Annotated in this window: 18 protein-coding genes; 13 read left to right on the forward strand and 5 right to left on the reverse strand. The window is 69.8% G+C overall.

What is annotated here, in order from left to right:
• The first annotated feature begins 6 nt into the window (after window positions 1-6).
• The 3 genes from ACFYNP_RS29075 to ACFYNP_RS29085 are packed head-to-tail and all read left to right on the forward strand — an operon-like array spanning window position 7 to window position 4,082.
• Window positions 7-1,413 carry a transcriptional regulator gene (locus ACFYNP_RS29075; protein ID WP_388789454.1) on the forward strand — a complete coding sequence of 469 codons (1,407 nt, stop codon included), beginning with the start codon at window positions 7-9 and terminating at the stop codon, window positions 1,411-1,413.
• Window position 1,414: 1 nt separating this feature from the next.
• Window positions 1,415-3,247, forward strand: coding sequence for a DEAD/DEAH box helicase (locus tag ACFYNP_RS29080; protein ID WP_388789457.1), 1,833 nt, complete (start codon window positions 1,415-1,417; stop codon window positions 3,245-3,247).
• Window positions 3,231-4,082: a DUF3883 domain-containing protein gene (locus tag ACFYNP_RS29085; protein WP_388789460.1), complete on the forward strand. Its 852-nt coding sequence runs from the start codon at window positions 3,231-3,233 to the stop codon at window positions 4,080-4,082. The genes ACFYNP_RS29080 and ACFYNP_RS29085 overlap by 17 nt, the downstream gene beginning before the upstream one ends.
• Window positions 4,083-4,098: 16 nt before the next feature.
• Here the strand turns inward: ACFYNP_RS29085 and ACFYNP_RS29090 are convergent, their stop codons facing one another.
• On the reverse strand, window positions 4,099-4,593 hold the full coding sequence (locus ACFYNP_RS29090) for a very short patch repair endonuclease (protein WP_388789462.1): 495 nt from the start codon (window positions 4,591-4,593) through the stop codon (window positions 4,099-4,101).
• 83 nt (window positions 4,594-4,676) lie between these two features.
• Window positions 4,677-5,690, reverse strand: a complete 1,014-nt coding sequence (locus ACFYNP_RS29095; protein WP_388417159.1) for an SEC-C metal-binding domain-containing protein — start codon at window positions 5,688-5,690, stop codon at window positions 4,677-4,679.
• A gap of 116 nt (window positions 5,691-5,806) precedes the next feature.
• Between ACFYNP_RS29095 and ACFYNP_RS29100 the strand changes: the two genes are divergently transcribed.
• From ACFYNP_RS29100 to ACFYNP_RS29110, 3 genes are read left to right on the forward strand one after another with little or no spacing between them, the layout of a single operon-like run.
• Window positions 5,807-6,670, forward strand: a complete 864-nt coding sequence (locus tag ACFYNP_RS29100; RefSeq protein ID WP_388789464.1) for a class E sortase — start codon at window positions 5,807-5,809, stop codon at window positions 6,668-6,670.
• A gap of 9 nt (window positions 6,671-6,679) precedes the next feature.
• Window positions 6,680-6,928, forward strand: a complete 249-nt coding sequence (locus ACFYNP_RS29105) for a DUF3311 domain-containing protein (RefSeq protein ID WP_388789467.1) — start codon at window positions 6,680-6,682, stop codon at window positions 6,926-6,928.
• Window positions 6,925-8,433 carry a sodium:solute symporter gene (locus ACFYNP_RS29110; protein ID WP_388789470.1) on the forward strand — a complete coding sequence of 503 codons (1,509 nt, stop codon included), beginning with the start codon at window positions 6,925-6,927 and terminating at the stop codon, window positions 8,431-8,433. The genes ACFYNP_RS29105 and ACFYNP_RS29110 overlap by 4 nt, the downstream gene beginning before the upstream one ends.
• 183 nt (window positions 8,434-8,616) lie before the next feature.
• Here ACFYNP_RS29110 and ACFYNP_RS29115 read toward each other — a convergent pair whose 3' ends face one another.
• Window positions 8,617-10,107: an MFS transporter gene (locus ACFYNP_RS29115; RefSeq protein WP_388789473.1), complete on the reverse strand. Its 1,491-nt coding sequence runs from the start codon at window positions 10,105-10,107 to the stop codon at window positions 8,617-8,619.
• Between the two features lie 220 nt (window positions 10,108-10,327).
• Between ACFYNP_RS29115 and ACFYNP_RS29120 the strand changes: the two genes are divergently transcribed.
• The 5 genes from ACFYNP_RS29120 to ACFYNP_RS29140 all read left to right on the forward strand — a co-directional run bounded on the left by ACFYNP_RS29120 (window position 10,328) and on the right by ACFYNP_RS29140 (window position 15,154).
• Window positions 10,328-10,861, forward strand: a complete 534-nt coding sequence (locus ACFYNP_RS29120) for a winged helix-turn-helix transcriptional regulator (RefSeq protein WP_388417169.1) — start codon at window positions 10,328-10,330, stop codon at window positions 10,859-10,861.
• A gap of 205 nt (window positions 10,862-11,066) precedes the next feature.
• Window positions 11,067-11,390: a DUF6412 domain-containing protein gene (locus ACFYNP_RS29125; protein ID WP_388789476.1), complete on the forward strand. Its 324-nt coding sequence runs from the start codon at window positions 11,067-11,069 to the stop codon at window positions 11,388-11,390.
• Between the two features lie 105 nt (window positions 11,391-11,495).
• Complete coding sequence (locus ACFYNP_RS29130; protein WP_388789479.1) at window positions 11,496-12,263, forward strand: YidC/Oxa1 family membrane protein insertase; 768 nt, start codon at window positions 11,496-11,498, stop codon at window positions 12,261-12,263.
• A 158-nt stretch (window positions 12,264-12,421) separates the two neighbouring features.
• Window positions 12,422-13,279 (forward strand): fumarylacetoacetate hydrolase family protein, encoded by an 858-nt coding sequence (locus tag ACFYNP_RS29135; RefSeq protein ID WP_388417176.1) that lies wholly within the window; start codon window positions 12,422-12,424, stop codon window positions 13,277-13,279.
• A 486-nt stretch (window positions 13,280-13,765) separates the two neighbouring features.
• On the forward strand, window positions 13,766-15,154 hold the full coding sequence (locus ACFYNP_RS29140) for a choice-of-anchor A family protein (RefSeq protein ID WP_388789481.1): 1,389 nt from the start codon (window positions 13,766-13,768) through the stop codon (window positions 15,152-15,154).
• A gap of 6 nt (window positions 15,155-15,160) precedes the next feature.
• On the opposite strand, the gene ACFYNP_RS29145 is transcribed toward ACFYNP_RS29140, so the two are convergent.
• Both ACFYNP_RS29145 and ACFYNP_RS29150 read right to left on the reverse strand, forming a co-directional pair.
• Window positions 15,161-15,658 carry a heme-degrading domain-containing protein gene (locus tag ACFYNP_RS29145; RefSeq protein WP_388789533.1) on the reverse strand — a complete coding sequence of 166 codons (498 nt, stop codon included), beginning with the start codon at window positions 15,656-15,658 and terminating at the stop codon, window positions 15,161-15,163.
• Between the two features lie 71 nt (window positions 15,659-15,729).
• Window positions 15,730-16,815, reverse strand: coding sequence for a Gfo/Idh/MocA family oxidoreductase (locus ACFYNP_RS29150; protein ID WP_388789484.1), 1,086 nt, complete (start codon window positions 16,813-16,815; stop codon window positions 15,730-15,732).
• Window positions 16,816-16,882: 67 nt separating this feature from the next.
• On the opposite strand from ACFYNP_RS29150, the gene ACFYNP_RS29155 reads away from it, so the two are divergent.
• A complete protein-coding gene (locus ACFYNP_RS29155) occupies window positions 16,883-17,977 on the forward strand; it encodes an ROK family protein (protein WP_388789487.1) in 1,095 nt (364 codons plus the stop codon).
• Between the two features lie 342 nt (window positions 17,978-18,319).
• On the forward strand, window positions 18,320-19,111 hold the full coding sequence (locus tag ACFYNP_RS29160) for a hypothetical protein (protein ID WP_388417188.1): 792 nt from the start codon (window positions 18,320-18,322) through the stop codon (window positions 19,109-19,111).
• Window positions 19,112-19,259 lie beyond the last annotated feature (148 nt).

The raw sequence follows: 19,259 nt of genomic DNA on the forward strand, positions 1-19,259 counted from the left end.
GGGGTTATGGCTGTGAATTTCGGTGTCCCGCCTGAGGGTGAGAAGATTCGCTCCCTTGTAGAGGAGCGATTGAAACAAGCCATGGCGGATAACGGCGCCAAGATCACTGTCGACTGGCGTGGCGAGCAGAAGCACCTCCACGTGATCTCGATGCCGGTAGACATGCTGTACTTCAACCCGGACACCCACCGCATCCGGGCTCAGCGGACGTTGGATCCAGCGCGAAACCGAACTCTGGAGCAGGAGCCTTGGAGCGAGGTGGCCCAGGAGTACCTGCGCGACCTGCTGCGCTGCAAGCCTTCGAACCCTGACCAGGTCGATCCGGACTACGCCGCCCTCCAAGAGGAGCTCGATGACTCGGGGCAAAGGGACCCGGGGATCATCAGCCCCCGCGGCATCTTGGTCGACGGGAACACCCGGTGTGCTGCACTCAGGGACCTTGGGGTTAAGAACATCCGGGTGGCGGTCCTGCCCGCAGACACCTCTCGCAGCGACATCAACAGCGTTGAGCTGGCTCTTCAGTTGCGACGAGACAAGCGTCGCGAGTACTCGTACATCAACCGACTGATCGCCGTCGAAGACCAGCTCGCAGCCGGCATGAGGGAAGAGGACGTCGCACGCGCCTTCAACATCAAGACCGCAACGCTACGGCAGGATCGCTGGGTGTACCAGCTGATCAACGAGGCCATCGACCGTAGCGGTACTAACGATGTAGGGCTGCGGTTGGTGGACTTCGAGGACCACCAAGAGAAGCTGCGCGAGCTCCACCGTGACTACACCAAGCTGGCCAGAACTGACCCGGACGCTGCTGAGCTACTCAAGGAGTCCCGGTTGGCCATGGTGGTACTCAACTACTCGAAGACGTCCGTGCGTCTAGCAGAGGCCGACTTCCACAGCCGATACCTGGAGAAGCGGTTGCCGGCCGAGCTGAAGCCGGTAGCTCAAGTGCCAACTGCCGTGTCGATTCCCGGGCTTCCCGGGGTCGCAGTCCAGGATGCTACAGCTGCCGTGATGGTTACTCGCGCTCTGACCGACTCCCTGCTGCAAGCAAAGGCCGTCGCTCAAGCTGGCGAAAAGCTGGAAGCCGACGCGATCGCTCAGGCAGATGGGCTGCTCAAGACGGCACGGGAAACGTTCGACACAGCAGTGAAGATGGCCGGAAGAAATGCCGAACTGCAGAAGCGGCAGGTTGCGGTTTCCGAGCGCCTGACGGACGCCGCCGAGTATGTGAACCAGTGTGCTGCGGAATTCGCTGAAGCGAAGGCAAGGCGCGCTCTTGATGAGGATGCCCTCGACGACGCGTTGCTTACCTTGCGTGCCAGCCTCGCTCGACTGGCCAGGCAAGCAGGCCGTACTTTCAGCTCACCGGGCAACGGCGTCGCCTGGCTGCTCGATGCCACACGGGAGAACTGAGATGTCTCCAGCGGAAGCCGCACCGAGCCTGGAGGTCGCCTTCGGTGACGGTGTGGCAAAAGCACGGCTAAGGGCTGGCAGCGGGTACGAGCAAGCCTTGCGGCGCCTCGCCCTCCGTTTCCGTAGCGGTATCCAGCGCTCCCCCGGGACACTGGAGATCGAAATCGATGACCTTCTGACAAATCTCGTTGCGCTGGCGACCTGGCCTGAACCTGAGAACGTGTGGTGGGACCCTCAACTTGCCTCGTTGGCAACCGATTCCGCAATGGATGCACGGGTCGTTGCCGAGAGGCTAGACCGGGCAGGTGGTGGCGCAGGTGAGGTGGCGGCGGAGCAGGTCGCCGGGTTGCTTGGCGCTGGCTGGAAGGCAGATTTGACGGACTTTCAGCGAAGAGATATTGCAAAACTCCTATCTCTACGCCACGGTGCCAACTTCTCGGTTCCCGGCGCGGGTAAGACACGCGTGGGGCTCGCAGTTTTCGAAGCCTTGAGGCGGAATCATGGTGTCGAGAGGCTCCTGATCGTCGGGCCGAAGTCATGCTATGAATCTTGGCATTTCGAGAACCAAGAGTGTTTCGCCGATCCTTTGCGTATGGATGTTTTCGCTCGCGACGTTCCCCCTGCCGTCGACTCACTTATCGTGAACTATGAGAGGCTGGACGGAGCTGCGAACCAGCTCGGACGCTGGTTGTCGGCGCGCCCGTCGCTGCTGCTGCTGGATGAAGCGCACCGGATGAAGCTCGGAGCTGACGGAACTTATGGTGCTGCTTGCCTTGCACTAGGGCCGCGTGCCCGGCATAGGTTGATCCTCACGGGCACGCCGGCTCCGAACGGCGTCAGGGACCTGGAAAACCTATTCGGCTTTGTTTGGCCTGGGTATGGTCGGCAGAGTGTCACCCAGGCCGTAGCCGGAGGAGATCTCCAGAAGGCCAGCAAGGTGCTCAAGCCCCTGTTTACCCGCACCACCAAGGGTGAGCTCGGACTGCCCCCTGTGACCACGAAGTTGACTTCGGTCCCGATGCCTCCCTTGCACCAAGAGGTTTACGAGGCGCTTCTTGGGCGATTCTCTGCCAGGGCGGCGGGTTCTGAGGGAAACTTTGAGGCGCTTGGGAAAATTGTCGTCTACATGCTTATGGCTGCGACTAGCCCGGCGTTGCTGTCGGTAGGGGCGACACGGCATGAGCCTCTGGCTTACCGGGTGCCCCCGCTTGCCATTCCACAGGGAACTCCCCTTTATGAACTGATGCAGGACTTGCCAAGCTATGAGATGTCGCCAAAATTTCGCGAAGTCCTAGCAATCGTTGCGAGGAACGCTGCCCAAGGGCGTAAAACGCTCGTCTGGTCAACGTTCATTCGGAGCCTGAACACGTTGTATCGGATGCTTGGCGAATTTTCTCCTGCGCTCGTCCACGGGGGGACTGAGGTCCGGGAGGCAGAAATCGAGCGGTTCCGAAGCGACTCTGATTGCATGGTTCTGCTGTCTAATCCAGCTACATTGGGGGAGGGCATCAGTTTGCATCATCAGTGCCATGACGCAGTTTACGTGGACCGAGACTTCGCAGCTGGACGCTATTTGCAAAGCCTTGACCGCATCCATCGTCTGGGCCTGGCACCCGAAGCGGAGACGCGGGTGACTGTCCTTGCTTCGGAAGGCACTATCGACGAGATCGTGGACCAGCGTTTGAGGGAGAAACTCCAGTTCATGGGTAAGATCCTCGATGACCCGGCCGTCCAGGAACTGGCGGACCTAGACGAAGAGCCTGCCATCGGCGACGGCCTCGATCACAGGGATCTGCGGGCGCTGATGGGGCATCTTCGTGTCCGTTCCTCCTGACCCGGTCCTGCGCGCTGCGGTTCGCTGGCTGGAGAGGCTCCCCCTTTCCGGTACTGCACGATGCAGGGCCCTATTTACAACCCACAGCGATTTCAGTGACATCACTCCGACGCAGTACGAGTCCGCATACACTTGGCTCACCAATGCGGGCCTGCTGAGCGATCTGAACTGTGCAGTATCTGCTTCACATCGTGTTTTCAACTGTGCCATCACCCAGGCAGCCGGGTGGTTTTCAGATGCCGATGTGCTGGTTCGTGAGCCGGATGAAATTCCTGAAGACGCCCTACGTGCCGCAGAGTTACTGGGTTTGCAGGTGGACGAAGCATTCGCGCACGTCCGTGCTGCGTGGGGCAAGGTTAATACCGCAGAGCGCGAAAGAGTGGGAACGGCGGGTGAGGTGGCGCTCGTTGAATTGCTCTCCGCAGGAGTGAAAGCTAGGGTCGAGCATGTGGCCGCGATTTCTGACGGTTACGGGTATGACATTTCAGTGCGCGGCCGTGATTTGTCGGTTCATATCGAGGTAAAATCCACTGTGCGGCGTGGTCGCCTGACCGTGTACCTTTCGAGGAACGAATTCGAGACTATGTGCCGCGACTCGACCTGGCTGCTAGTAGCGGTACGGCTCACTCCTGCGCTTGAACCTGCTGCGATCGTGACGGTCCCGCGAGGATGGGTGGCTGAACACGTGCCTGCTCGCCGAGGAATTTATGGACGCTGGGAGACGTGTCGGCTCGAAGTGCCGCCGGAAATCTCGATCCCGGGTATTCCAGATCTGCTGCCCGTCATGACGTCTAACGCATCCGGCATACTTCTAGGCGCTACAGGCTGGGAGTGAAACTTATGTGGGGGCATTACCTTGCACCCAGTTGTATATCAGAGTCCTCGTCTTTATGTGAGTTTAACCGTCGTCGCCCCACCACGGTCGTGTATACGCATTGTGCGCACACTTCTGGTGGCTCGTGCTCCCAGAAGCGGAGCACGAGCCATCCGGCTTCCCTTAGTTTAATGTTGGTGTCGCGATCGCGTGTAACGTTGCGCAGGACCTTGTCCGACCAGTAGCCAGAATTCGTCTTCGGCGGCACGTAGTGCTCGGGGCATCCGTGCCAATAGCAGCCGTCTATGAACACGGCTACCTTGACAGGTCGAAACACCAGGTCCGCTGTCCGGCGTAGTTCCGGGAGCGGCCTGGCGGATACGCGATAGCGGAGCCCCTTAGCGTGCACCAGACGACGGACCAATTGCTCTGGCTTGGTGTCCCTGCTGCGAATCGCCTGCATATTGCGGCGTCGTGCAGCGGATGACGCCCAAGAGCCTTCCGGGGCTTCCCACTCGTCGCTGTCCGGCATAGAGACAAGGCTAGTCCCCTGGGCTCAGGGCTCCCCTCCCGAGCCCGCAGTGAGAGCTAGGCCGTGAGGCTCGGGCGCGTGGATCAAGCCGCCCCGTGGCAGTCCCCGTAGTTGACTCCCGACCCGCACCAGCAGTCCGCTCCGCGGCCGGGGGGCCAGGAGGTGGCTCGGGCTCGGGCGGCCAGGGTGGTGGCGTACTGGGGGAGGAGGTCGGCGTTGGCGGGGGAGGAGGCTTCGGAGGCGGCGAAGGCCTCGTAGGAGGGGACCGTGGCCGTCACGATGCCCAGGTTGGGGGTGCCGGCCGCGGCCAGTTCGCGCAGGGAGGCCTCGATGTCCAGCAAGTGGGCGGCGTGAGTGGGGTATTCGGACTGGAGCTCGGGGTACGCCGTCAGGAGTTCGTCCAGTTCTGGTTCCGGCCAGTGCAGGACGGCTACCGGGAACGGGCGGGACAAGGCGGCGCGGTAGCTCCCCAACTCGGCGCGCAGGCGCGCGAGTTCGGCCTGGAGCTCGGCCGGGTCCTCCGAGCCGAGGGACCACAGGCGCTTGGGGTCGTGGAGTTCGTCCAGGGAGATCGGGGCCGTGTGCAGGTCGTCGGCCAGGGTGTCCCAGTCGTCGTGCGGCAGCGCGAGCAGGCGGCGGACCCGGTGGCGGGTGGTGACCAGGGACTGGGTGCTGTACGGGATCGCCCTCGTGTCGACCGTGGCCTCGGCGATGCCCAGGAGCGTCAGGGCCGTGGTGAGGGAGGCATGGGCGAGGTCCAGTTCGTCATGGGCCTCCAGCGTCTCGGCGACGATCTCCCACGCCGCCGGGTCCAGCGGGGCCGCCGCCCGGATGCCCTCGATGATCGCGCGGGCCTCCGGCTCGTGACCGTACTCCCACAGGTTCGCCGCCTTGAACGCCTTCACCAGGTGGGGGTGGTCCACCCTCGTGGACAGCAGACGGTCGTAGAGCGTGGTGGCCCGGGGGCGGTCGCCGGAGAGCTCCAGGTGGGCCGCGGCCTGGAGCAGCAGGGGCTCCTGGTCCTCCGGGTACTGGTCCGCGGTGCGCAGCAGACGCTCGGCTTCGGCGGTGTGATCGGCAGGCGTGTCGGGGCGCATGAGGGACACCGTACTGCCGTACGGGTGCCCGGCGGAGGGCGGTTCAGGCCCTGGTGGGTCGACTACGTCACGTCGCGGGCCTGGTGAGTTGCCGCCCGGGCACCTAGCCTGCGCCCGTGCGCACAGGGATACCGGTACCGGTGAGGGTGCAGGGCGGACGGGGACGCGGACTCGGAGCCGGGCGCGGGCCGCGGGCTCGGGCGGCTCGCGGGCTGTGGGTCGGCGCCGAGCTCGCCGTGACGGTCGGGCTCCTCGTGCTGCTGCTCGTCGCGCACCAGCTGTGGTGGACCAACCGGGAGGCCCGCGCCGAGGCCCGTGACACCGTCCACTCCCTTGAGGACCAATGGGGAACCGCGGGGGCCGGCCGCGCGGGCGGTCCGTCGGAGGCGGCTGATGCGGCTGGTCCGTCCGATCCGGCGCAGGCATCGCCCGCCCCCGGTGATGAGGACGTCGCCGTCGAGGACGGGCCCCGGGCCGGCGGCCCCGGCGTGGGCAAGGCCGGTGCCGGGGGCGGGGCCGCGCCGCGCGGCGACCAGGCGTATGCCGTGATCCGGATTCCGCGCATCGGCGTCACCGCACCCATCGCGGAGGGGATCAGCAAGGCCGGGGTGCTCGACAAGGGGTACGTCGGGCACTACGTGGGGACCGCTCAGCCGGGGCAGACCGGGAACTTCGCGCTGGCCGGACACCGCAACACCCATGGTGAGCCGTTCCGCTACATCAACCGGCTGCGGGTGGGGGACTCCGTCGTGGTCGAGACCCGGGACACCGTCTATACGTATGTCGTCGATTCGCTGTTGCCGCAGACCTCCTCGCGCGACGGCGGGACCATAGCCGCCGTTCCGCGAAGCGTTGTCAAGCCCTCGTACGGGTACAGCGTGCCCGGGCGCTACATCACGCTCACCACCTGCACACCCGAGTTCACCTCCACCTACCGGCTTGTCGTGTGGGGCAAATTGCAGGGGAGCCGTCCGCGCTAGCGTTCGGGGATGCGTCGTCGTCGATCTCATCTGCTCTGGCTGGGGGTGCCCTATCTGCTGTACCTGGGGGCGCTGCCCTTCGTGAACAAGGTGCGGCCCGTGGTCTTCGGACTCCCGTTCCTCTTCTTCTGGTTGCTGGTTGCGACCGTGGTCACTCCGCTTGCCATCTGGCTCACCTGGCGGGGCGATCACCACGGCGGTCACAACGGCGACCACAACGGCGATCACCAGGGCGAACGCCAGAGGAGGGCTCGATGAGCAGCGCCGCTGTCGCCACGTCCGTCTTCGGTGTCTTCATGGTCGCCACCGTCGCCCTCGGGCTGTTCGCCGTGCGCGGCCGTGGCGGCGGGGGCGGTGGGCTCGCCGAGTGGTCGGTGGGCGGGCGGAGTCTGGGGACCGTGTTCATCTGGGTGCTGATGGCCGGCGAGAGCTACACCAGCTTCAGCTATCTGGGTGCCGCGGGCTGGGGCTACAACTATGGTGCGCCGGTGCTGTATGTGGTCGCCTACATGTCCTGCGGCTATGCCGTCGGTTATGTGGTCGGGCCCATGTTGTGGGCGTACGCCAAGAAGCACGGCCTTGTGGGGATCACCGACATGGTGGCCCACCGGTACGGGCGGCCCTGGGTGGGCGCGCTCGTCGCGCTGCTCGCCACGGTGTTCCTGCTCCCCTACATCCAGCTTCAGATCACCGGCATGGGTGTGGTCGTGTCGACCATCTCCTACGGGGCGATCTCCCTCAACTGGGCCTATTTCATCGCCTTCGCGGTGACCACGGGGTTCGTGGTGGTCAGCGGGCTGCGCGGCAGTGCCTGGGTGTCGGTCCTGAAGGACGTGCTCGTCATCGCGACCCTCGCCTTCCTGGCGGTCTATGTGCCGCTGCACTACTTCGGCGGGTACGGGGACTTCCTCGACCGGGTCGTGAACGAGAAGAGCGACTGGCTTACGCTGCCGGGCCACGGCGGAGCCTTCGGACAGGCATGGTTCGCCACCACATCCGTCCTCAACTCCCTCACTGTGGTGATCTTCCCGACCACCGTCGCCGGATACCTCGGCGCGCGCAACGCCGACGCCCTGCGGCGCAACGCCGTCCTGCTGCCCGCCTACAACGTGCTGCTCTTCGTGCCGATGCTGCTCGGGATGGCCGCGATCTTCGTCGTGCCGGGGCTGGCCGGGGCCGACTCCAATCTCGCCCTGTTCAAGCTGGTCGTCGACTCGCTGCCCGCCTGGACCGTCGGCCTGATCGGGGTGGCGGCGGCGCTCTCGTCCATCGTGCCGATGGCCGTGTTCATGCTGGTCATCGGCACGATGTGGGGACGCAGCGTGCTCTCGCTCGTGCCCCGGCTGCGGGAGCGGCAGAAGGCGGCCTCGCAGGTCGTGGTCGTCGTCGCGGGGGCGCTCGCCCTGCTCATGACGTACACCGTGCCCAACACCCTCGTACGGCTCTCGCTCATCTCCTACGAGGGGATGGCTCAGCTGCTGCCGATGCTGCTTCTGGGGCTTGTGTGGCGGAAGTTGACCCTCTTGAGCGGCCTGGCCGGGCTCGTGGTGGGGGTCGCGGTGGTCTGCGGATTCGTGTTCACCGATCACGATCCGGTGTGGGGCGTCAACGCGGGGATCGTCGCTCTCGGCGTCAACCTCCTTGTGGCGCTCGTTCTTTCACTCCTCGGGCCACAGGGGGATCCAGTGGACGATGACGTACTGGCCCGCGATCCCATCCATGATCTCGATGACGCCGGGGAGACCGCCACGCTGCGCGCCTGAGCGTGAGAGCGCGACAGTGCCACAGCGCGAGAGCGCAACAGTGCAAGGGGCTGCCCGAGTTGTCTGGGTTGTCTGGGCTGCTTGGACTGCCTGGGCCGCCTGGACCATCCGGGCCGCCTGGGCCGCTTGGACCATTCGGGCTCCTTGGACCGCTTGGACCGCCTGGGCTACCCGGCCCCCGCGCTACCCGGGTAGTCCGGACTGCCGGCGCGAGCGCGGCATCACGGTGAGCGCCGCCGCCAACGCCGCCAGGGCCGCCGAGAGGACGAGCACGGTGTTCGGGCCCGCCGGCGCGACCGCGATCGTCAGGGCGACGCCCGCCGACGAACCGATGTAGCGGGCCGTGTTGTTGGCGCCGGACCCCATCGCCGCACGCTCGGCCGGAACCGATTCGACGGCGAGGCGGGGGAGTGCCGCGTTCAGGAGGCCGCTGCCGATGCCCGCCAGCAGGAGACCGGGGATCAGGCGCGGGAGCGGGCCGGAGGTGAGGGCGCCCAGCATCGCGAGGACTCCGGCCGCGTGCAGGACGAAGCCAATGGCCAGTTGGTGTCGGGCGGCCACCCGGTTCGCGAGGCGCCTGGCCTGGAGCGCGACCACGAAGGCGGAGCCCGACCACAGCACGAACAGCCAGGCCGCGTTCATCGGCGAGGTGCCGAGCGAGCGGCTGAGCAGGGCGGGCAGATAGCTGAAGAAGCCGATCACGGCGAGGCCGGTGAACAGGGCGCCCGCCGAGGAGGCGAGGAACTCCGCGCGGCGGAAGAGTGCCAGGTCGATCATGGGGGACGTGGCGCGGCGCTCGACGAGGACGAAGACGGCCGTCAGGACGGCGGCGGCCACCAGCAGAACGAGCACCCCGGGGCGCAGCCAGCCGTCGCGGCCCAGCGTCAGCGCGCCGATCAGCGCGGTGAACGCCAGGCTCAGGGCGAGCGCGGCCGACACGTCGGGACGCCCGCCGCGCGGGGCCCGCGACTCGGTGAGGGCGCGCAGCGCGAACCCGGCAGTGATCAGCGCCGGGACAGCCAACGCCCCATAGATCAGGCGCCAGTTGAGGGTGGCGAGGGCGCCGGCGAGGAGGGGGCCGAGGGCGATGCCGCCGCTGACGAACGCGCCCCACACACCGGTGGCGCGGATGCGGGCGGAGCCGGCGGGAAAGGCGGCGACGAGCAGGCCGAGACTGCTGGCGAGGATGGCGGCGGACGCCATGCCCTGCGCGACCCGGGCGAGGGTGAAGGTCAGCGTGGTCGGGGCGAGCGCGCCGAGCGCCATGGTGATGCCGAGCGCGAGGGTGCCGGCCAGGAAGACCCGGCGGCGGCCGTGGTCGTCGGCGAGGCTGCCGGCGATCAGGAGCAGTGCGGCGAGGCCGAGCGGGGCGCCGTTCAGCAGCCAGGCCTGGGCGGAGAGCGCGGTGTGGAAGGACGCGGTCATGCCGGGCAGGGTGAGCATCGGGGCGGTGTAGTTCATCAGCGCGACCGCGGTCGCGGCGCTGGTGACGGCGAGTGTGGCGCCGGGGCGGCCGGCCGGTCCGGCGGTTCGGGATGGCCGTGGGGTCGTGTTCGCCGCCCCGGTCGCTGCCGCGCCCGCTGCCGCGGCCCCGGTCGCTGCCGCGCTCTCTGCCGCTGCCGCGCTCTCTGTCTCGGTCGCGGTGGAGTGGGTGTTGCGTGCTGCCTGCGTCATGGCTTCCCTCACCAAGGCGTGGTCCGGTTCGAGGCGTGGTCTGGTTCGGGGGCGGTCCGTTCGGGGGCGGTCCCGGTTGGAGGCGTGGCCCGGTTCGGGGGCGTGTTCCGTCACGTCGCTTCGGCTTCGCGCCGCGGCGGGTTCAGTGAATGAACCTTCCACGTCTCCGACCCTAGCATTCAAGGTTCGTTCAGTGAACCCAGTCGGTAGAATCGGGTGCATGGCTCTCGGCAAGGACTACGACTACGCGGCGCAGGAGTGCTCCATCGCGCGGGCGCTGGAGATCATCGGCGAGCGCTGGACGCTGCTCGTCGTGCGGGACGCGCTGTACGGGGTGCGGCGCTACAACGACTTCCTGGTCCACCTCAAGATCCCGCGGGCCGTGCTCGCCGCCCGGCTCCAGTCGCTCACCGAGGCCGGGATCCTGGAGAAGCGCCGCTATCAGGAGTCGCCGCCGCGCGACGAGTACGTACCGACGGAACTGGGGCTGGGGCTGTGGCCCGCGCTGCGGGCGCTCGGGCTGTGGGGGCGGGCGTTCAACCCGGACGCGCGGCCGATGCGGACCTTCCACCATGCCGAGTGCGGTACGGAGCTCGGGTCGTACGGGGAGTGCCGGGCGTGCGGGCGGGCGGTCGGCCCCGCGGACGTCGAGATGCGGCCCGGCCCCGGGCTCGGTCCGGCCGAGGACGCCGTGAGCCGTGCGTTGCGGGCCCCGAGGCGGCTGCTGGCGCCGCTCGAACTCCAGCCGCGCTGATCTCCGTTGGTCCCGCCCCGTCCCATCCGGCCCCGTCCGCTACAGCGCCCGATCCGGTCCGTCCGCGACAGCGCCCGATCCGGTCCGTCCGCTCCAGCACCGTCCGCTCCGGGTTCGCCCTTGCGACGGCGACCCCCGTTCGGGCGTCGTGTATAACGGCTGGAGGGAATGGCCCGGTGGATCAGAGCGAGCGAGGGAGGGCGGCATGAGCGGCGTCATCGCGCGTTGCGCACGGCTCGCCCGGCCGTTGCTCGGGCTCTTCCTCTTCCTGCTGGCCCAGGCCGTCCTCGCCGAGGGCGGCATGCTCTCGGCCGCTGTCGCGCTCGCCGCGACCGCCGCCGCGGGATCCGCGCTCGCCGTCTGCGCCACGCTCGCCTCGCGGGCGGTCCCGCAGGTGGCCCGCACCCGGGTGCGTACCGCGATCCGGGACCGGGAACGGCGTACCGCCTTCCTGCCGCAGCGCGACCCCGACGCCTCCGGGCGGCCCCGGCCCCGAGCGCCCGGGGCCCTCGTCCCGACGGCCGCGTAGGGGCACCCTCGTACCTCCCGCTCCACCGGCTCGTCACGCCGACCGGCACATCACGCATGTGCGCCCACGTGTCATTCCTGACGAGACGCCCCGGAGGGCTTCGCCATGTTCACCTCACTCTTCAGCGCTTTCGCGAGCCTCGCCGCGCATCTGGCCGCACTGCTCGAACCGCTCTTCCACGGTGCGTCCACGGCTGCGGCGATCGTGCTCTTCACTGCTCTCGTACGTCTCGCTGTTCACCCCCTGTCGCGGCAGGCAGCGCGGGGTCAGAAGGCGCAGGCCAGGTTGCGGCCGCAGCTGAGCGCGCTGCGTGAGAAGCACGGCAAGGACAGCAAGGCACTCCAGAAAGCGGTCATGGAGCTGCATGCCGCCGAGAAGGTGTCGCCGCTGTCCGGCTGCCTGCCGAGCCTGCTCCAGATGCCGGCGTTCTTCCTGCTCTACCACCTGTTCTCCAGCACGCGGATCGGCGGCAAGGCGAACGGGCTGCTCGACCACACCCTCTTCGCGGCGCCGCTCGGCGGGAACTGGGCGCGGGCGCTCGGCGACGGCGGGGTCTTCGGGCCGGGCGGGCTCGTGTACCTCGCTCTGTTCGCCGTCGTCGCGGCCGTGGCCACGTTCAACTTCCGGCGGATGAAGCGGCAGATGGCGGCCAACCCGGTCGTCGCGCCGGGCGGACAGGACGCGGTGCCGGGGATGGCGGCGATGAACAAGTTCATGCCGCTGCTGTCCTTCGCCACGCTGTTCAGCGTCGCCGTGGTGCCGCTCGCCGCCGCGCTCTACCTCGTGACCAGCACCACCTGGACCGCCGTCGAGCGCGCCTTCCTCTACAAGGACATGCTGCCCGCGCCCGCCGCGCTGGCCACGGCCGCGTAGCACCGCCGGCGGCCCCGCCGCATAGCACCCCGAACCCTGGTTACGGTCCAGTTTGTGAACGGGGTCTTGCGGACTGGACGTCTTCCTTGGAGGATCGGACGATCCTCCGATGGCCGCTACCCATCGGCCGGGCCCGGCTCGACCAAGGGAGACTGACCATGAAGCTGCTGCGCGTAGGCAACGCCGGTGAAGAGCGTCCGGCGCTGCTCGATGCCGACGGGACCCTGCGGGACCTGTCCGGCCTGGTGAGCGACATCGACGGCGCGCTGCTCGCCGACGAGTTCGCCCTGGACCGGATACGTGCCGCGGCGGACACCGGCGTGCTGCCCGCGCTCGCCGATTCCGGTGCGCGCATCGGGCCGCCGGTGGGGCGGATCGGCAAGGTCGTGTGCATCGGGCTGAACTACCACGACCACGCCGAGGAGACCGGGGCGGCGATTCCGGCCGAGCCCGTCATCTTCTTCAAGGCGGCCGACACGGTCGTCGGGCCGAACGACACGGTGCTCGTGCCGCGCCGCTCGGAGAAGACGGACTGGGAGGTCGAACTCGCCATCGTCATCGGCCGCACCGCGCGGTACGTGGGCGACGACGAGGACCCGCTGGCGTACGTCGCCGGGTACGCGGTGTCGCACGACGTGTCGGAGCGGGAGTTCCAGATCGAGCGCGGCGGCACCTGGGACAAGGGCAAGAACTGCGAGACGTTCAACCCGCTCGGGCCGTGGCTGGTCACCCGGGACGAGGTCCCGGACCCGCAGGCGCTCTCGCTGAAGCTCTGGGTCAACGGGGAGCTCAAGCAGGACGGGTCGACGGCTCAGCAGATCTTCCCCGTCGCGGAGGTCGTCCGGTACGTCAGCCAGTTCATGACGCTGTACCCGGGGGACGTCATCAACACGGGCACCCCCGCGGGGGTCGCCATGGGGCAGCCCGAGCCCAAGCCGTACCTGCGGGCGGGGGACGTCGTCGAGCTGGAGGTCGCGGGGCTGGGGCGGCAGCGGCAGGGGCTGAAGAGCGCGTAGCGCCTCCGGCCGGGGGGGGGGAGGTGGGGGGCTTGGGCCTGCGGCCCTTGCCTTTATCCCGCCCTCCCCCAAGCTCTTAAGGAGCAGGGGGACCCCCACCCTGTTCGGCGGGGTTGGTCGGCTCGGCCACCTGTGGGTGGTTCCCGTTTCGCAGGCGGCCGGCTCCTGGTGGTCGTGGTGCCCGCCTGCGGCAGGGCACGCCCTGGCCCGGCCGGGTACGCCCTGGCCCGGCGGGGCACCCCTTGGGCCGGTTGGTCACCCCCTGGCCCGGCCGGGCACCCCCTGGCTCGCTCGGCACCCCGGGTTCGGCGGGGGACGCCCCGGTTCGGTGGGGTCGAGTGCGCCGGACGGGGGCGGCTCCGTGCGTGTCTCGGTGGAACTCCGGGCTTAACTTCGCATATTGCTCCTATGCGAAATGCGCCAGGAACTGCGCCAGCAACTGCGCCAGGGATTCGGAGACGGGCGGCCGCCGCCTCGGCCGTCGTCGTGGGGGCGGCCGTCGTGGTGGGCGGCCTGGCCACGCTCGGGTTCGCCGATCCGCTGCCGGACGGGCTCGGGCCCTGCAAGGGGAGCAACTGCCCGGTCAACCCCTACCCGGACCCGAACAACGGGCCCCTCGCCGGGCGGGACAACAACATCAACATCTTCGTCGGCGGGGACTTCCTCGTGCGGCAGGCCGCCGCCGAGGCCGAGGGCAAGGTCGTCGTCCTGGGGAACTTCGACCAGCACAAGGCGGCCGGCGTCTCCCAGGTCTACAACGTGGGCGTCGCCGGAGTCGGCTCCCGCGTGCCGCCGGACAACGGCACCGCCTTCCTGACCACCGGCAAGAACGTCACCGTCGCCACCGGGCAGCGCCTCCTCGCGGAGGAGGGCGCGGTCTCCGGGATCGTCCGCCACGGCGGCACCCTCAGCGGCACCGTCCGCCCCAAGACCGTCCACGACCCCGACGCGGCTGCCCCGTACGCCAAACTCAAGCCGAACCTCGCCGCCGCCAGCCACTGCTACGCCTACGTCGGCGGCAAGCCGCGGGCCGCCACCGGCACCGCGAAGAACAACGGCAGCGAGACCCTGTTCACCGGGGACGGAAAGTCCGCCATCCAGGTCTTCAACGTCGACTTCGACCTCGCCACGTCCGGTGGCGGGGCCCAGGGGTTCCGGTTCACCGGCATCCCGGAGGGGGCCACCGTCCTGGTGAACCTCACCGGCGCCGCGCGCGAGATCAACACCTACATGGGCATGCTCCCGCCCGCGCTGCGCGACCGGCTGCTGTGGAACTTCCCCGACGCCGGCACCGTCCGGCTGCGCGGCAGCGGGCAGTTCTCCGGCAGCGTCCTGGTCGGCAACCCCGACAGCACGACGACGGTCACGCTGCCCGGGGTCAACGGGCGCTTCTTCACGGTCGGTTCGCTCACCCACAGCTCTGTGGTCGGCGGCGGGGGCGGGCAGGAGTTCCACGCCTATCCCTTCAACGGGGACCTGCCCAGCTGCAAGGAGACACCCGAGCCGCCGACCCCCACCCCCGAGCCGCCCACTCCTACGCCCGAGCCCCCGGACCCGACCCCCGAGCCGCCGACGCCCACACCCGAGCCCCCGACACCCGAACCGCCCACGCCGACGCCTCCGGACTCCGGCGGCATGACCACGGGCGGGAACACGGGCGGGAGTACGGGAGGGGACACCGGCGGGCACTCCGGTGGGAACAGCGGCTCGGGCGGGGACTCCGGCGGCGGCGAACTGCCCGACACCGGAACGTCCTCGGACACGACGATCCTGATCGGCGGCCTTGCCGTCACGCTCGTCGCGGCCGGCGGCATCACCCTCGCGGTGACCCGCAAGCCGAAGGGGCTGTGGAAACCGAAGGGGCTGTGGAAGTAGCCGCCGTCAACTGGCCCCGTGGACCGGTCCGTTGACCGGACCGGTCGGGTGGCCGAGGTCGTTGACCAGTCGCGTCAGCGCCTCGGCCACCAGCGCGTGGTCCTCCGCCTGCGGCAGGCCCGACACCGTCGCCGTGCCCACGACCCCGACGCCATCGACCGTCACCGGGTACGAACCCCCGTGTGCGGCAAAGGAGTTGGGGTCGAGTCGCGACGAGTCCTCGAACGTCGTGCCCTTCGCGCGGAAGCGGGCGCCCACCAGGAACGACGGAGCCGCGTAGCGCTCGGCGACCCGGCGCTTGCGGTCGATCCAGGCGTCGTTGTCGGCGCTGGAGCCGGGCAGCGCGCAACGGAACACCTGCCGGGCTCCGTGCCGTACGTCGATGGCGACCGGGGCGTCGCGCGCGACGGCGAGTTCGCGCAGCAGCAGGCCCAGGTTCCAGGCGTCCTCGTAGGTGAACCGCCGCAGAACCAGGCCCTGTTGCTCCACCTCCAGGGCCGCCACCGGGTCTTCGGTGGCCGCCGCGGCCGGGCCGGACTCCGCCGTCTCCGGCTTCGCCGCCGTGTCCCGCGCCCTCACAGCGCCAGCTCCACCGTCACGCCCTCGCGGGCCGAGCGGCGGGCCGCCTCCAGGACGTCGAGGGCGGCCGCGGCCTCGTGCGCGCTGACCGGCGGCTCGCCGCCCTCGCGCAGGGCCTGCGCGATGGCCGCGTAGTACGCCGGGTAGTCGCCGGGGGTGGTTTCCACCGGGGCGCCGCCGCCGGTCAGGGGGGACTCGCCGGAGCCGAGGTGGCCCCACAGGGACGGCGGCTCCACGCCCCAGGGCTTGTCCGTGCCGGGGCGCCTGCCCTCGCGCAGGGCCGCCTCCTGGGGGTCGAGGCCGTACTTGACGTAGCCCGCCGTCGAGCCCAATACACGGAAGCGCGGGCCGAGTTGGGCGGTCGTCGCGCTGACGTAGAGGTGCGAGCGGACGCCACCGGCGTGGGTGATCGCGATGAAGGTGTCGTCGTCCGCCTCGGCGCCGGGGCGGCGCACATCGGCCTCGGCGTAGACGCGCAGGGCGGGGCCGAACAGGACGAGCGCCTGGTCCACGACATGGCTGCCCAGGTCGTAGAGGAGGCCGCCGATCTCGGACGGGTCGCCCGACTCGCGCCAGCCGCCCTTGGGCTGCGGGCGCCACCGCTCGAAGCGCGACTCGAAGCGCTGGACCTCGCCGAGCTCGCCGTCCGCGAGCAGCCGCTGGAGGGTCAGGAAGTCGTTGTCCCAGCGGCGGTTCTGGAAGACCGAGAGCAGCAGGCCGCGCTCCTCCGCGAGCGCGGCGAGGGCGCGGGCCTCGTCCGCCGTGCCGGCCAGCGGCTTGTCCACGACGACCGGCAGGCCCGCCTTGAGCGCGCCGGTCGCGATCGGGACGTGCGTCTTGTTCGGCGAGGCGATCACGACCAGGTCGAGGCCGGCGTCGTACAGCTCCTCGGGGGAGCTCGCGAAGCGCAGCGCGTCGCCGTGCTCGGCACGGGCCTGCGCCTGGCGCTCGGGGTTGGAGGTGACGACCGTGTCGAGGACGAGGCCCTCGGTCGCGGCGATCAGCGGGGCGTGGAAGACGGAACCCGCAAGGCCGTAGCCCACGAGTCCCACGCGGAGGCCGTCGGTCTGGGGAGCGTTCATGGGATCCTTCATGCATCCACTTAAGCAACGCTGTTGCCAAAGTGCAAGCAGGAGGGACAATGGGTCGGTGAACAGGAGCAATACGGGGGCGAACCTGCCGACACTGCGCAACCACAACGCCGCGCTGGTGCTCGACCTGCTGCGCGCGGCGGGCGAGGAGGGCATCAGCAGACTGGAGCTCGCCGAGCGGACCGGGCTCACCCCGCAGGCCGTCAGCAAGATCACCGGGCGGCTGCGGGACGAGGGCACGGCCACCGAGGCGGGCCGCCGCGCCTCCACCGGTGGCAAGCCGCGCACCGTGCTCAAGCTCGTTCCGTCCGCGGCGCACGCCATCGGGCTGCACCTTGACCGCGACGAGCTGACCGCCGTCCTCGTCGACCTCGCGGGCACCCTGGTCGGCGCCAGGACCGTCCCGCTCGACCTCGGCGCGGAGCCCGCGCGGGTGGTGGAGGCGGCCGCCGCCGAGGCCGAGGCGCTGACCGGCGGGCGCCGGGTGCTGGGTGTCGGCGTCGCCATGCCGGGGCCGCTCGACCACGAGAGCGGGGTGCTGCACCGGGTCACCGGCTTCCCGCACTGGAACGGCTTCCCGCTGCGCGACGCGCTCGCCGAACGCCTCGGCCAGAAGGTCTTCCTGGACAAGGACACCAACGCGGCGGCCCTCGGTCTCGCCCTGCGCGCCGACACCCGGGCGGAGTCGTTCGCGTACCTCCACCTGGGCAGCGGCCTCGGTGCGGGGCTCGTACTCGGCGGGGCGCTGCACCGCGGAGCCCGGACCGGGGCCGGGGAGTTCGGCCACCAGACGATCCTGCTCGGCGGGCCGGCGTGCGGCTGCGGCGGGCGCGGGTGCATCGAGGCGCTGTGCCTGGCCTCGGTGGCCCGCGGGGACATCGCCGCCGCGGCCCGCTTCCTCGGGGTGGGGGCCGCCAACCTGGTCGGGCTGCTCGACATCGACGCGGTGCTGCTCGGCGGGCGCAAGATCGCCGCCGACCAGGACACCTTCGTACGGGGCGTGAACGCGGTCGTCGAGGAGCGGGCGCGGCGCGGCGGCGCCCCCGCGATCCCGGTCCGCGCGGCCGCGGGCGGCCCGCACTCCGTCGCCGAGGGTGCGGCCCAGCTCGTCCTCGTCCCCGTCTTCGGCCGCGCGAACGTGGCGTACCCGTAGGCGGGGGCCCTCGCGGTTCGTAGACGTAGGGGTGCCTCCGCGCTCATGGGGCGCACCCGCAGGGGGCGCACCCGAGGTTCGCGGGGGCGCACCCGCGGTCCCGGGGTGGGGCTCGGGCCGCCGCCCCTCGGGTCCGGCTGCGGAACGTCCATACGATGGGCCGATATTGGGCTGATGGGGCGGTCTTCACGGGCTCCGGCGCCCGGTCCGGACGTGGCGGCCCGGGCCCTGGGCAGGGGCATGGCAGGCTCGCGGATTCACGGCCGGGCCCGACCGGAGGACCGGCATCCGGACGGGCGGCGGCCACCGGACCCCGCACGCCGCGAGCAGCAAAGGCCCCTCATGCGACTGCGTACCGCCCTCGTCACCGCGGTGGCCGCCGCCGCCCTCGCCCCGTTCGCGGGAGTGGCCGCGGCCGACGACGGCGGACTGCCGCCCGGCCGTCACGACCTCGCGCCGCGCAAGCCGGTCGTCGCCGCGGCACCCGTCGACCCGCCGCTCTCGCTGAAGCTCCCGCTCTGCGCCGCCGGGACCGGGGCCGCGTTCCCCCTGGACACCAAGATCCACGGGGGGCCCGCCGAGTACCAGCCCGGCGCGGACAGCCAGGCCTGGTCGCTGGACCTCACCAACACCGCGCACGAGACCTGCGACGCGGTCCACCCCGTACTCGTCCTGGTCGACCGGGACCGGACCCTGAAGAACACCCAGCTCAAGATGGAGTTCGACGACCCGGCCACCGGCCGCACGCACCCGGTCGCCTTCATCAGGACGGACGAGGACGAGCACATCGGCGTCTTCGACGACGGCTTCCCCGGCTTCGTCATCGCCCCCGGCAAGACGCTCACCGTGCCGGTGCGGCTCGGCTTCACCGCCGACGCCGTGCCCGACACGATCACCGCGAACGCGGCGGTCGTGCAGCGCCGGGGGAGCGACGGACAGTGGGTGGGGGAGTCCGGCGACTACCGCTTCGAGATCGTGCCCGAGGGAGATCTGCTGCACCGGATCGACGACGAGCTCGCCGCGACCGGACGCGGCAGCGCACTGACCCGCCTCGCCCTGACCGCGGCCGTACTCCTGATCGCGGGCGCGGCCCTGGTCGTCGCGTCACGGGGGCCGCGCGTGCGGCGCCGCTGAGCGGGCGGGCCGGGTGGCCCCGGTCGTTCACCTGGCCGTGCGAGCATCGACCTTGTGGAAAACCCGAACGACCCCTTGACCGGCGGCCCCGAACCGACCGGCCCCGAACCGACCGGCCCCCTCGCGCAAGCCGGCCGTCCCGGGCCGG

Origin of the sequence: Streptomyces sp. NPDC006691 (assembly GCF_042869955.1) — a bacterium.
Taxonomy (GTDB): domain Bacteria; phylum Actinomycetota; class Actinomycetes; order Streptomycetales; family Streptomycetaceae; genus Streptomyces.

Bases quoted from the DNA above. Each gene is read 5' to 3' on its own strand.
- ACFYNP_RS29125 (WP_388789476.1), top strand. From the start codon at position 11,067: ATGAGCGGCGTCATCGCGCGTTGCGCACGGCTCGCCCGGCCGTTGCTC.
- ACFYNP_RS29150 (WP_388789484.1), bottom strand. From the start codon at position 16,815: ATGAACGCTCCCCAGACCGACGGCCTCCGCGTGGGACTCGTGGGCTAC.
- ACFYNP_RS29080 (WP_388789457.1), top strand. From the start codon at position 1,415: ATGTCTCCAGCGGAAGCCGCACCGAGCCTGGAGGTCGCCTTCGGTGAC.
- ACFYNP_RS29090 (WP_388789462.1), bottom strand. From the start codon at position 4,593: ATGCCGGACAGCGACGAGTGGGAAGCCCCGGAAGGCTCTTGGGCGTCA.
- ACFYNP_RS29130 (WP_388789479.1), top strand. From the start codon at position 11,496: ATGTTCACCTCACTCTTCAGCGCTTTCGCGAGCCTCGCCGCGCATCTG.
- ACFYNP_RS29115 (WP_388789473.1), bottom strand. From the start codon at position 10,107: ATGACGCAGGCAGCACGCAACACCCACTCCACCGCGACCGAGACAGAG.
- ACFYNP_RS29095 (WP_388417159.1), bottom strand. From the start codon at position 5,690: ATGCGCCCCGACACGCCTGCCGATCACACCGCCGAAGCCGAGCGTCTG.
- ACFYNP_RS29110 (WP_388789470.1), top strand. From the start codon at position 6,925: ATGAGCAGCGCCGCTGTCGCCACGTCCGTCTTCGGTGTCTTCATGGTC.
- ACFYNP_RS29075 (WP_388789454.1), top strand. From the start codon at position 7: ATGGCTGTGAATTTCGGTGTCCCGCCTGAGGGTGAGAAGATTCGCTCC.
- ACFYNP_RS29135 (WP_388417176.1), top strand. From the start codon at position 12,422: ATGAAGCTGCTGCGCGTAGGCAACGCCGGTGAAGAGCGTCCGGCGCTG.
- ACFYNP_RS29120 (WP_388417169.1), top strand. From the start codon at position 10,328: ATGGCTCTCGGCAAGGACTACGACTACGCGGCGCAGGAGTGCTCCATC.
- ACFYNP_RS29105 (WP_388789467.1), top strand. From the start codon at position 6,680: ATGCGTCGTCGTCGATCTCATCTGCTCTGGCTGGGGGTGCCCTATCTG.
- ACFYNP_RS29160 (WP_388417188.1), top strand. From the start codon at position 18,320: ATGCGACTGCGTACCGCCCTCGTCACCGCGGTGGCCGCCGCCGCCCTC.